Origin of the sequence: Dactylosporangium vinaceum (genome assembly GCF_019904175.1) — a bacterium.
In the GTDB taxonomy this organism is placed as follows: domain Bacteria; phylum Actinomycetota; class Actinomycetes; order Mycobacteriales; family Micromonosporaceae; genus Dactylosporangium; species Dactylosporangium vinaceum.
In genome coordinates, this window is record NZ_CP061913.1 from 9487977 (window position 1) to 9500040 (window position 12064).

The window sequence follows — 12064 nt, forward strand, 5'->3', positions numbered from 1 at the left end:
CACCCGGTGATCGTCACGCCGCCACCTCGGCCCGGTAGAAGGCGACGGGGCCGAAGCGGGTGCGGCCGCGCCCGTTCTCCGCGGCGTCGGTGAGCCCCGCCTCGAGCATCGCGGCGAGGACGTGGTCGGCGCCGGTGGCGGCCAGCCGGCGGCTGCGCGGCGCGTGGGAGCCGGCGATGTCCAGGACGTGCAGCTGCCCTCCGGGGCGCAGCACCCGCCGGACTTCCCGCAGCGCCCGGCGGTGCTCGTCGTCGTCGAGGTGGTGCAGCATGAGTGAGGACACGACCCTGTCGACGCTCGCGTCGGGCAGGGGCAGCCGCCCGGCGTAGGCCGGCCGGTAGTCGATGTGCAGGCCGGCCCGGGCGGCCTTGCGACGGGCCCGGCGCAGCGACCCGGCGTCGGGGTCGATGCCCGTCGCCTCGACGCCGGGGTGCCGGCGGACAAGCGCGCTCAGCAGGGTGCCGGTGCCGCAGCCGATCTCCAGCACCCGCTGGCCGGGCCGCAGCTCGGCCCGCTCGATCAGCTCCCGGTGGACGCGGGCCACGCCGGCGAGCCGGCAGAACGGATCGTAGAGGGGCAGCAGCCAGCGCAGGCCCATCGCGGGCAGGTACGCCTGTTCGGTCATCTCGAGCTCCCGGAGTCGCCGCATTGAGGTCGTACGCTCAGCCTCATGCCTGGAGAGCGGGGAGACATCGGTGGATCTGCGGGCGCGGTCCGGCGATCTTCGGTTCCGGTCGGGCGGACCGGGGACGGCGTGCCGGTCTACGGGATCAGCCGGGCGCCGGGTGCGACGCCGGTGGCGGCGGCTCGGCTGCCCGGGGCGGTGCCGGAGGCCGGGCTCGGTCCGCACGCGCACGACTTCCTCATCCTCGGCTACGCGCACCGGGCCGACACCACCGTGCTCGTCGACGACCGCCGGTGGCGGCTGACCGACGGTGACCTGTTCCTGCTGGCGCCGGGGCAGGTCGTCGGGCTCACCGCCGATCGCCCCCTCGTCGACGACGGCTGGGTGACGTGGTTTCCCACCGACGGTGCCCGCCTGGGCGCCTACGGGTCGTGGCGCTCGCATCCGCTGCTGGCGCGGTTCGCCCGCGGCGCGGAGCGGGTCCAGCGGCTGCGCGTCCCGCCGGCCGAGCGGCCCGGCTGGATGGCGGCGTTCGCCGCGCTCGACGCGGAACTGCGCGAGCGGCGCGACGGCTACCCGGAGGCCGCCCTCGCCCACCTGACGCTCCTGCTGGTCGGCGCGGCCCGGCTCGGCGCCGCCCCGCCCACCGGCCGGACGGGCACCTGCCACACGGCCGACGAGCCGCTGATCACCGCGGTCTTCGAGGTCATCGAGCGGCGGTACCGGCAGCGGCTGTCCCTCACCGACGTCGCCGCCGAACTGGCCCTCACCCCGGGGCACCTGACCACCGTCGTGCGCCGGAAGACCGGCCGGACGGTGCAGCAGTGGATCACCGACCGGCGGCTGCAGGAGGCCCGGGCGCTGCTGTCCGAGACTGACCTCACGGTGGCCGCCGTCGCCCGCCGGGCCGGCTATCCGGATGTCAGCTACTTCATCAAACGCTTCCGCGACGAGCACCGGGTCACGCCGACCCAGTGGCGGGCGGGCCCGGGCCACGAACGGGCGATGGCGCCCCGCAGCAGCGGGGCGCCATCGGGAAGTGCCGGGTGGCCTACGCCTCGACCAGGGCCATGACCTCGTCGGACACGTCGAAGTTGGCGTATACGTTCTGGACGTCGTCGCAGTCCTCCAGGGCGTCGATCACCTTGAAGACCTTGCGGGCGCCCTCCTCGTCCAGGGGGACGGTGACGCTCGGGACGAAGGAGGACTCGGCGCTCTCGTAGTCGATGCCGGCGTCCTGCAGCGCGGTGCGCACCTGGACCAGGTCGGTCGCCTCGCAGATGACCTCGAACGCCTCACCCAGGTCGTTGACCTCCTCGGCGCCGGCGTCCAGGACGGCCAGGAGCAGGTCGTCCTCGGTCAGTTCGCCGGCCTTCGGCACGATGATGACGCCCTTGCGGGTGAACATGTAGGAGACGCTGCCCGCGTCGGCCAGGTTGCCGCCGTTGCGGGTGAGGGCCACCCGGACCTCGGTCGAGGCGCGGTTGCGGTTGTCCGTCAGGCACTCGATCAGGATGGCGACGCCGCTGGGGCCGTAGCCCTCGTACATCGCGGTCTGCCAGTCGGCGCCGCCGCCGATGAGGCCGGAGCCGCGCTTGACCGCGTTGTTGATGTTGTCGTTGGGGACCGAGTTCTTCTTGGCCTTCTGGATGGCGTCGAAGAGGGTCGGGTTGCCGGCCGGGTCACCGCCGCCCGTGCGGGCGGCCACCTCGACGTTCTTGATCAGGCGGGCGAAGAGCTTCCCACGCTTGGCGTCGATGACTGCCTTTTTGTGCTTGGTGGTCGCCCATTTAGAGTGCCCCGACATGCCTAACCCTCCGTCGTCTTACCCGCCTCGCGCACCATCTCCACGAAGTACCGATGGACGCGTAGGTCGCCGGTGAGCTCGGGGTGGAAGGCCGTCGCGAGCAGGTGCTGCTGCCGAACCGCGACAATCCTACCGGCGGACGGGCCATCATTCACGCGGCCCAGTACCTCAACCGAGTCGGAGACCTCCTCGACCCAGGGCGCGCGGATGAAGACGGCGTGGAACGAACCACCGTCGATGCCCGAAATGTCGACGTTGCCCTCGAACGAGTCGACCTGGCGGCCGAAGGCGTTGCGGCGCACAGTCATGTCAATGCCGCCGAACGGCACCTGATCGGCCCGGCCGTCCAGGATCGTCGTGGCCAGCATGATCATGCCGGCGCAGGAGCCGTAGGCGGGCATGCCCGCGGCGATGCGCTTCTGCAGCGGCTCCAGCAGGCCGAACTCGACGGCCAGCTTGCTCATCGTCGTGGACTCGCCCCCCGGGATGATCAGGGCGTCGACCGAGTCCAGCTCCTCCGGGCGGCGCACGGGGCGGCCTATCGCATCGAGATCGGCCACGGCGTGCAGGTGTTCGCGGGTATCGCCCTGCAGGGCGAGCACACCGATGATCACGCGCTCACCAGCCGCGTTCGGCGAGGCGGTGCGGCTCCGGGATCTCGTCGACGTTGATGCCGACCATCGCCTCACCGAGGCCGCGGGAGACCTTGGCGATCACGTCGGGGTCGTCGTGGAAGGTGACGGCCTTGACGATCGCGGCGGCCCGCTGGGCCGGGTTGCCGGACTTGAAGATGCCGGAGCCGACGAACACGCCCTCGGCGCCGAGCTGCATCATCATCGCGGCGTCGGCCGGGGTGGCGATGCCGCCCGCGGTGAAGAGCACGACGGGCAGCTTGCCGGTCTCGGCGACCTCCTTGACCAGCTCGTAAGGCGCCTGCAGCTCCTTGGCCGCGACGAACAGCTCGTCCTCGGGCAGCGACGTCAACCGGCGGATCTCGCCGCGGATCTTGCGCATGTGCGTGGTGGCGTTGGAGACGTCGCCGGTGCCGGCCTCTCCCTTCGAGCGGATCATGGCCGCGCCCTCGTTGATGCGCCGCAGCGCCTCGCCGAGGTTGGTGGCGCCGCACACGAACGGCACGGTGTAGGCCCACTTGTCGATGTGGTTGGCGTAGTCGGCCGGGGTGAGCACCTCGGACTCGTCGATGTAGTCGACGCCGAGCGCCTGCAGGACCTGGGCCTCGACGAAGTGCCCGATGCGGGCCTTGGCCATGACCGGGATCGACACGGCGGCGATGATGCCGTCGATCATGTCGGGGTCGCTCATCCGGGACACGCCGCCCTGGGCGCGGATGTCGGCGGGGACCCGCTCGAGCGCCATCACCGCGACGGCGCCGGCGTCCTCCGCGATCTTGGCCTGCTCGGGGGTGACGACGTCCATGATGACGCCGCCCTTGAGCATCTCGGCCATGCCGCGCTTGACGCGGGCCGTGCCGGTGACCGGCGAACTGGGTGAGGACACGACGACGCACTCCTAACAGGAAAGACAGGATTCACCCGCAAGTTTACGCTTCGGCCGTGCGCCGTCCCCACGGCCAATGGGAACCCCGCGGCCCACAAAAGCGCGGCGGTCAGGGCAGCGAGGGGTCGTCCACGTCGAAATACGCGGGAACCGGGTGTTTTCTGGCCAGGCGAAACAGCCGGACCATGCGCCGCCTGCGTACCGCCAGTGCGTCGCGCACCACATCGTTGTGCACCTGGCGCGCCAGCGCCACCCGCCGGCTGACCTGCACCAGCGACTCCTCGACATCGGCCGGCGGCACCGCGGCACCGCCGAAGCCGCTGCGCAGGTGGCGGGTCAGGTCGTTCTCGGCCACCTCGCGATCGTCCGGCTGGGCGTCCAGGGCGATCTTGGCGGCGTACATGAGCGTGGGGAGCTGGGCGGCCTCGGCCAGGGCGACCGCGGCGGCGGCCCGGCGGACCAGGTGGGCGTCGAGCGTCGCGTATGCGGCGGTAGCCCGCGCGTGGAGCCGGTCGACCCGGGCCGCCAGCCAGGTGACGTAGGTGGCGACGGCGACGACGGCGGCCACCACTGTGATCACCCACCACATGCGCCGCAGCCTACGGGACCGACTCCTCGACGGTCGCTCCGGCAACCTCGATCGCGGTGGAGTACACCTCCAGGACCCGCTCGGCGACGACCGGCCAGTCGTAGGCGGCCACCACCTCGCCGCCGCGGGCGGCCAGCGCGGCGCGCCGGGCGGGGTCGTCGAGCAGCTCCCCCGCGGCCCGGGCCAGGGCGGCCGCGTCGCCGATCGGGAACAGCGCGCCGGCCGCGCCGCCGTCGAGCACCCGGCGGAACGCGTCGAGCTCGCTGGCCAGCACCGCGGTCCCGGCGGCCATCGCCTCGGTGAGGATCATGCCGAAGGACTCGCCGCCGGTGTTGGGGGCGACGTACAGGTCGACCGAGCGCAGCATCCGGGCCTTGTCCTCCTCCGACACCTTGCCGAGGAAGGTCACCCGGTCCCGGAACGGGAAGTCCTCGAGCACGTCGTCGGGGTCGCCCGGCCCCGCGACAAGCAGCCGCAGGCCGGGCCGCTCGGGCGCCAGTGCGGCGAACGCCTCGAGCAGATACCTGAAGCCCTTGCGGGGCTCGGTGAAGCGGCCGATGAAGCCGAGCGCGCCGCCGTCGCCGGGCCAGCCGTCGAGGGGCACGGCGCCGCGGTACTTCGACGCCTGCACCCCGTTGGGGATCTCCCAGGCGCTGCCGCCGAGGTGCTCGACCTGCACCTTGCGGGCCAGCTCGGACACCGCGATCCGCCCGGTGATCTTCTCGAGGACCAGCTGCAGGACGCCCTGGGCGGCGGCCAGCGCCCGGGAGCGGGTCATCGCCGTGTGGAAGGTCGCGACCACCGGCCCGCGGGCCGAGAGCACGGCCAGCATCGACAGGCTCGGGATCAGCGGCTCGTGCACGTGCAGCACGTCGAAGCGGCCGTGGGACAGCCAGCGCCGGACGCGCGACGCGGAGATGAGTCCGAAGGACACCCGGGCGACGGATCCGTTGTACGGCACCGGCACCGTGCGCCCCGCCGGCACGACGTAGGGCAGGGTCATGCCCTCCTCGTCCCCGGGCGCGAGGACGCTGACGTGGTGGCCGAGGGCGATGAGCGTCTCGGCGAGGTCGCGGACGTGGTTCTGCACGCCGCCGGGCACGTCGAACGAGTACGGGCAGACAATCCCGATGCGCAACGCAGCTCCCCTCAGGCCACGGTGCTGACGGCCGGCTGATCGAGCCAGAACCGCTGGAGCATGTGCCAGTCCTCCGGGTGGCGGGCGATGCCCTCGGCGAACGTGTCGGCGACCCGCTGGGTGACGATCCTGACCCGGGTGCCGAGGGAGCCCTCGTCGGTGCCCGGCATCGGGATCGGGCCGGCGAGGTACCCGGCCGCCGCATCCGCATCGAACCACATGTCCACCACGTACAGGGGCGCGCCGGTCCGCAGGGCGAGCAGGGCCGGCCCGGCGGGCATGCGGGTGCGCCCACCGAAGAACTCCACGTCGACCCCGCGCGGGGTCAGGTCGCGGTCGGCGAGCAGCGGCACCACCGCCGCGTCGCGGGTCAGCCGCTCCTCCAGGACGTCGAACGTCGGCCGTTCACCTCCGGTCAGCGGCAGGATCTCCATGCCGAGCGAGCGTCGGAAGGCCAGGAACTTGAGGTACACACTCTCGGGTTTGAGTCTTTCGGCAACGGTCGTGATCGGCCAACCCTTGGCCGCGACCCACGCTCCGGCGGCGTCCCAGTTGCCGGCGTGCGGCAGTGCGACGACGGAGCCGATCCCGGCCTCGTGGTTCTGCCCGAGCAGCTCGCCCCGCTCGAGCCGGAAGCCGCTGAGGATCTGCTCCCTGGTCCGTCCGGGCAGGCGGAACGCCTCCAGGTAGTACCTGGCGTAGGAGCGCAGCGCGCGGTGCAGCAGCGCCGAGAACTCCTCCTCGGGCATGTCGGGACCCACGACCCGGCGCAGGTTCTGGGCCAGCGTGGCCGTCCCTCTACCCGGTTTGCCGCGGCGATACCCCCGGTGGCCGTTCGCGGCCGCGGCGGCGAACAGCGGCCACACGGCCCCGTGGGGCAGTCGGGGCAGCAGGTTGAACGCAGCGCCGTAGCCGAGCTCGACCAGGTTCACTGCGCATCGGCCCCGGCCGGGGCGTGGGCCTGGCGATACACGGTGCCGACGCGCTGGCCGATGGTCACGATCGACAGGGCGCCGAGCAGCCACATGACGACCTCCAGGCCGTAGGGCACCCCGAAGGTCCACAGCAGCCCGCCGATACCGATGCCGACGAGCCGCTCGGCCCGCTCGATGATCCCCACGTTGCAGGTGAAGCCGAGGCCCTCGGCGCGCGCCTTGACGTAGGAGACGACCTGGCCGGTGAGCAGGCACAGCAGGGCGGCGGCGACCACGCGGGGCTCGTGCTGCGTCGCGTACCAGTAGGCGACCGACCCGAAGACGGCCCCGTCGGCGATGCGGTCCATCGAGGAGTCCAGGAGCGCGCCGAACTTGTTGGTGATGCCGCGCTGGCGGGCCATCGCGCCGTCGAGCATGTCCGTGAAGCAGCTCAGCGTGATGATGACGAGCGCGATGAAGAGGTGACCCCGCGTAGCGAAGCCGAGGGCGCCGACGAGCACGCCGAGGGTGCCGATCACCGTGACGGCGTTCGGGGTGACCCCGGCCCGCAGCAACGCCGCGGCGACCGGGTCCAGGATGCGGGCCAGTCCGGCCCGGCTGACTACGCTGAGGATCTTCGCCATGGCGCCTTCACGATAACGGGGGCGGAGCTTGCCGGATACCGGCACGTGGGACTGCTCACGATGCTTCAGTAAACCGGAGTCGTGAGGACGGACGGCCCTTGTGTCGGTGAGGTTTCGGGTGTGGGATCGGTGAACAGGTGGTGACTGTGAGACTGCTCACAGGCATAGCGAGACTTTCAGGAGGCGCGTGATGGCGCAGAAGGTCCAGGAGAAGGGTGTCACCGGCTCGGTGCCGGTGGTTGATGACCCCGGCAGGGTACGCAACGTGGTGGTCGTCGGACACTCCGGCGCCGGGAAGACGACGCTTGTCGAGGCGCTGCTCGCCGTGACAGGCACGATCACCCGGGCGGGCGCGGTGACCGACGGCACCACGGTCACCGATCACGATCCCGCGGCGCAGAAGCAGCAGCGCTCGGTGACGCTGTCCTGCGCGCCGCTGCTGCACGAGGGCGTGAAGGTCAACCTGCTCGACACGCCGGGCTACGCGGACTTCGTCGGGGAGCTGCGCGCGGGCCTGCGGGCCGCCGACGCCGCCCTGTTCGTCGTCTCCGCGGTCGACGGCATGGACGCGGCCACCGCCGCGCTGTGGGAGGAGTGCGCCCACGTCGGGATGCCGCGCGCGGTCGCGGTCACCCGCCTGGACCACCAGCGGGCCGACTTCGACGAGGCACTGCAGATGTGCCAGGAGGTCTTCGGCGACAACGTGCTGCCGCTGTACCTGCCCATGCTCGGCGACGACGGCACGAGCACCGCGGGGCTCATCGGCCTGATCACCCATCGCGTGTTCGACTACTCGAAGGGCTACCCGCCGGAGGTCCGCGACCCCGAGGCCGAGCACCTGCCCGCGATCGAGGAGTCCCACAACGCGCTGCTCGAGGGGATCATCGCCGAGAGCGAGGACGAGTCCCTCATGGACCGCTACCTCGGCGGCGAGGCGATCGAGACCAGCGTGATCATCGACGACCTGGAGAAGGCGGTCGCCCGCGGCACGTTCTACCCGGTGGTGCCGGTCTGCGCCGAGACCGGGGTCGGCCTGGACGCGCTCCTGGAGGTGCTCGTCAGCGGCTTCCCGTCGCCGCTGGAGCACACGGTGCCGCCGGTGACCGACGTCGATGGCGAGCCGCGCGAGCCGCTCACCTGCGACCCCGAGGGCCCGCTGGTGGCCGAGGTCGTGAAGACCACCATCGACGCGTACGTCGGGCGGGTGTCGCTGGTCCGGGTGTTCTCCGGCACCCTGCGCCCGGAGACGCCCGTGCACATCTCCGGGCACGGCATGGCCGAGCGCGGCCACCCCGACCACGACGCCGACGAGCGCTTCGCCCACCTGTTCTCACCGCTCGGCGCCAACCTGCGCGAGGTGCCCTTCGCCGTCGCCGGAGACCTGGTCGCGGTCACCAAGTCGGGCACCGCCGAGACCGGCGACACGATCTCCGGCAAGGACGCCCCGATGCTCATGGCCCCGTGGGAGATGCCGGAGCCGCTGCTGCCGATCGCGATCGTCGCCCGCACCCGCTCCGACGAGGACTCGCTCGCGAAGAACCTGAGCCGGCTGGTCGCCGGCGATCTGACGCTGCGCCTGGAGCGCAACGCCGAAACCCACCAGCTGGTGCTGTGGTGCATGGGTGAGGCGCATGCGGACGTGGTACTGGACCGGCTGCGGGCCGGCGGCACGGAGCTGGACACGGAGCCGGTCAAGGTCGCCCTGCGCGAGACGTTCGCCGCGCCGAGCCAGGGCCACGGGCGGCACGTGAAGCAGTCCGGCGGCCACGGGCAGTACGCGGTCTGCGACATCACGGTCGAGCCCCTCCCCCGCGGATCGGGCTTCGAGTTCGTCGACAAGGTCGTCGGCGGGGCGGTCCCCCACAACTACATCCCTTCGGTGGAGAAGGGCGTGCGCACGCAGATGGAGCGCGGGATGGTCGCCGGCTACCCGGTGGTCGACGTCCGCGTCACCCTCGTCGACGGCAAGGCCCACTCGGTCGACTCCTCCGACGCCGCCTTCCAGACGGCCGGCGCGCTGGCCCTGCGCGAGGCCGCCGAGCAGGGCCAGACGACGCTCCTGGAGCCGATCGACGAGGTGACGATCCGGGTGCCCGACGAGTTCGTGGGCGCCGTCATGAGCGACCTTTCCGGCCGCCGCGGCCGGGTGCTGGGCAACGAACCCGACCCCGAGGGCCACGAACGCACCCTGGTGCGAGCCGAGGTCCCGGCGACCGAGCTGGTCCGCTACGCCGTCGAGCTACGCGCCATGACCTCCGGCTCCGGCACCTTCACCCGCACCTTCACCCGCCACGACCCGATGCCCTCCCACCTGGCCGACGCCGTCAAGAAGGAGCACGCCGCGGCCCGCTGACCCCAGTCGGGACCACGCCCGCCGCGGCGACCGCGGCGGGCGCGCGTGGCGGCTATCGACGGCTGCTCGACACGGCGCTGCCGAGCTGCACCGGCAGCGCCGTGAAGCCCTTCAAGCTCAGGCTGTCGCGCCGCCGCACCCCCTCGCCGAGCGCCAGGTGCGGGAAGCGCGCCGCCAGCGCCGGGAACGCGACATGCGCCTCCAGCCGGGCCAGCGGCGCGCCGAGGCAGTAGTGAATCCCGCCGCCGAAGGACAGGGGCGCGTTGTTCTCCCGGTCCAGCCGCAGCTCGTCCGGCGCGTCGAACCGCTCGGGGTCACGGTTTCCCGCGCCCAGGTAGGCCACGATCCGCTCGCCCGCCTCGACCGTCCGCCCGGCGACCTCGACGTCCTCCACGACCACCCGGCTGACGAGCTGCACCGGGCTGTCGTAGCGCAGCAGCTCCTCCACCGCCGGCTCCGGCCGCTGACCCGCCGCGGCCAGCGCGCCCGGCCGGTCCAGCAGCGCGACGAGCCCGTTCGCGAGCAGGTTGGTGGTCGTCTCGAACCCGGCCGCGAACAGCAGCGCGGCGTTGCTGAGCACCTCGTCGTCGGTGAGCCGGTCGTCGGCCGCCTGGGCCTGGGCGAGCGCGCTGAGCAGGTCGTCCCGCGGCTCCTTGCGCCGCTCGGCGAGCAGCCCCGCCAGGTACTCCCGGATCTGCGCCGCCGCCGGGTCCGCCTTCTCCAGCACCTCCGGCGTGAGCACCTCGAGCACCTGCGTCCAGTCGTTGACGAGCCCCTGCAGCCCGGCCCGGTCGGCGGCCGGCACCCCGAGCAGCTCGCCGATGATCGCGATCGGCAGCGGGAACGCGAACTCGGCCACGAAGTCCACCGCCCCGTCCGCCGCCTTGAGCGCCATGGCGTCGAGCAGCTCGCCGACCACCCGCTCGACCGCCGGCCGCAGCGCCACCACCCGCCGAGCGGTGAACGCGGAGCTGACCAGCCGGCGCAGCCGCGTGTGGTCCGGCGGATTGAGCGTGAGCATGCTGGTGAACAGCTGCATCAACGCCGGCCGTGCGCGCCAGTCCGGAAACCCGACGAACGCCAGCATGTCCGGCGGCATGTGCGCGAGCCGCCCGTCGCGCACGACTGTCTGGCAGTCGCCGTATCCGGTGACGACAAGCGCCCCGTCCTGCGCCCGCACGATCGGCGAGATCTCCCGCAGCCGCGCGTAACGCGGATAGGGGTCCTCCCGCCCCGTCATCGTGGTGAGCTCGTCCAGCAGCCGGAGCACTTCGTCGTTCTGCACGATGTCTGCCACCCCACAACCCTATCCACGCCAACGACACCAACCGATGCCCTCGCCACCACTGCCCGGCCCCGGCCGCCCGGCCTCAGCGGAGCGGGGCGTCAGACAGAGCCGACCTCAGGCGGAGCCGACCTCAGGCGGAGCGGGCCTCAGCGGAGCCGGCCGATGCGCTCCAGGGACGGGTCGAAGTGCCGTTCGACGCGGGCCCGGCCGTCCTTCCACCAGCCGGCCGCCTCGGCCAGGTCGTCGGCGGCGGGCGAGTCGGCGTCCACGTAGTAGTGGAGGGTGCGGGTGCCCTTGCTCGTCTCGTGGGCCAGGAGCACGCCGTCGGGGCCGGCCGCGGTGGTCAGGGCGGTGTCCTCGAACTCGCGCAGCGCGGCCAGGGACTCGGCCTCGGGGAGCCCGGCGGAGTTCTGGTGCTGGTAGGGCAGCGACACCGCGACATGCGTGTCGAAGCGCGGCCAGCGGACCGGGCGCAGCGGGCGCTGCACCGTGGCGATGAGCGGGCAGCCGTCGGGGAGCTCGGCGCGCAGCAGTACCCACTGGGGCGTGCGGTGCTCTTCGCGCAGTGCGGCGACCGCGGCGGCGAGCTCGCGCGGCTCGGCGGCACCCGGCGGGGGTGTGCTCTCCCAGGCGATGTCGCCGATCCACTCCTCGACGCCGTTCTCGCCCAGCAGCCAGTCGAGCGTCAGGAACGTGACCCGGCCGCGGGCCTCGTCATTGAGGATGCGGAAGCCCGGGTGGTACGCGACGACGGACAGCTCCGGCGAATCCTCTTCCCGGCGGAAGGCGAAGCGGAGCTGGGTCAGGTCCAGCTGCACGCCGTCACCGAGGCCGATGGTGTTGCTCAGGATGTCGGGGTCGGGCTGGCGGGCCGTGTGGTACTCCCACGTGGAGTCGGCCGGGGGCGCGGCGGCACCCCACCGGGCCGCGACCGGGCGGAGCTCGGCGACGCCCGCCGCCGAGACGACAAGGGCATGCCTGGCATCGGTACCGCGAGCGAACTCCCACTCCAGCCCCGGGTGGATGTCCTGCACGCGCCGGGAGAACTGCGGGGTGAGCACCGCCCAGTCCCCGGAGGCGATAGCCGCCTCGACGTCGGCCCGCACCGTCGGCCACCACGTCCAGAAGTCCACGATCGCGCTGCTGTCGCCCGAGTTGCGCTTGGAGCGCCCGAACACCACGCCTCAC

General features: G+C 72.5%; 12 protein-coding genes. 2 read left to right on the forward strand and 10 right to left on the reverse strand.

What is annotated here, in order from left to right; all coding sequences use genetic code 11:
* Positions 1-13 precede the first annotated feature (13 nt).
* Positions 14-625: a class I SAM-dependent methyltransferase gene (locus Dvina_RS42400; RefSeq protein ID WP_246655679.1), complete on the reverse strand. Its 612-nt coding sequence runs from the start codon at positions 623-625 to the stop codon at positions 14-16.
* Between the two features lie 129 nt (positions 626-754).
* On the opposite strand from Dvina_RS42400, the gene Dvina_RS42405 reads away from it, so the two are divergent.
* Positions 755-1699: an AraC family transcriptional regulator gene (locus tag Dvina_RS42405; RefSeq protein WP_223106023.1), complete on the forward strand. Its 945-nt coding sequence runs from the start codon at positions 755-757 to the stop codon at positions 1697-1699.
* On the opposite strand, the gene Dvina_RS42410 is transcribed toward Dvina_RS42405, so the two are convergent.
* The 7 genes from Dvina_RS42410 to pgsA all read right to left on the reverse strand — a co-directional run bounded on the left by Dvina_RS42410 (position 1677) and on the right by pgsA (position 7235).
* Positions 1677-2432 (reverse strand): YebC/PmpR family DNA-binding transcriptional regulator, encoded by a 756-nt coding sequence (locus Dvina_RS42410; protein ID WP_223096122.1) that lies wholly within the window; start codon positions 2430-2432, stop codon positions 1677-1679. The genes Dvina_RS42405 and Dvina_RS42410 overlap by 23 nt on opposite strands.
* A 2-nt stretch (positions 2433-2434) precedes the next feature.
* On the reverse strand, positions 2435-3046 hold the full coding sequence (gene pdxT / locus Dvina_RS42415; protein ID WP_223096124.1) for a pyridoxal 5'-phosphate synthase glutaminase subunit PdxT: 612 nt from the start codon (positions 3044-3046) through the stop codon (positions 2435-2437).
* Between the two features lie 4 nt (positions 3047-3050).
* Positions 3051-3899 carry a pyridoxal 5'-phosphate synthase lyase subunit PdxS gene (gene pdxS, locus Dvina_RS42420; protein WP_246656658.1) on the reverse strand — a complete coding sequence of 283 codons (849 nt, stop codon included), beginning with the start codon at positions 3897-3899 and terminating at the stop codon, positions 3051-3053.
* 160 nt (positions 3900-4059) lie between these two features.
* Positions 4060-4539: a hypothetical protein gene (locus Dvina_RS42425; RefSeq protein WP_223096138.1), complete on the reverse strand. Its 480-nt coding sequence runs from the start codon at positions 4537-4539 to the stop codon at positions 4060-4062.
* Positions 4540-4549: 10 nt separating this feature from the next.
* Positions 4550-5677, reverse strand: a complete 1128-nt coding sequence (locus tag Dvina_RS42430) for a glycosyltransferase family 4 protein (RefSeq protein ID WP_223096140.1) — start codon at positions 5675-5677, stop codon at positions 4550-4552.
* 11 nt (positions 5678-5688) lie between these two features.
* Positions 5689-6609: a phosphatidylinositol mannoside acyltransferase gene (locus tag Dvina_RS42435; RefSeq protein WP_223096142.1), complete on the reverse strand. Its 921-nt coding sequence runs from the start codon at positions 6607-6609 to the stop codon at positions 5689-5691.
* Positions 6606-7235 (reverse strand): phosphatidylinositol phosphate synthase, encoded by a 630-nt coding sequence (gene pgsA / locus Dvina_RS42440; protein WP_223096144.1) that lies wholly within the window; start codon positions 7233-7235, stop codon positions 6606-6608. The genes Dvina_RS42435 and pgsA overlap by 4 nt, the downstream gene beginning before the upstream one ends.
* A gap of 190 nt (positions 7236-7425) precedes the next feature.
* On the opposite strand from pgsA, the gene Dvina_RS42445 reads away from it, so the two are divergent.
* Positions 7426-9588 (forward strand): elongation factor G-like protein EF-G2, encoded by a 2163-nt coding sequence (locus tag Dvina_RS42445; protein ID WP_223096146.1) that lies wholly within the window; start codon positions 7426-7428, stop codon positions 9586-9588.
* 52 nt (positions 9589-9640) lie between these two features.
* Here the strand turns inward: Dvina_RS42445 and Dvina_RS42450 are convergent, their stop codons facing one another.
* Together Dvina_RS42450 and Dvina_RS42455 are read right to left on the reverse strand one after the other, a co-directional pair.
* A complete protein-coding gene (locus Dvina_RS42450) occupies positions 9641-10828 on the reverse strand; it encodes a cytochrome P450 (protein ID WP_223106024.1) in 1188 nt (395 codons plus the stop codon).
* Positions 10829-11022: 194 nt separating this feature from the next.
* Entirely contained in the window at positions 11023-12057 is a 1035-nt protein-coding gene (locus Dvina_RS42455; protein ID WP_223096148.1) for a DUF695 domain-containing protein, read from the reverse strand.
* Positions 12058-12064: the final 7 nt, after the last annotated feature.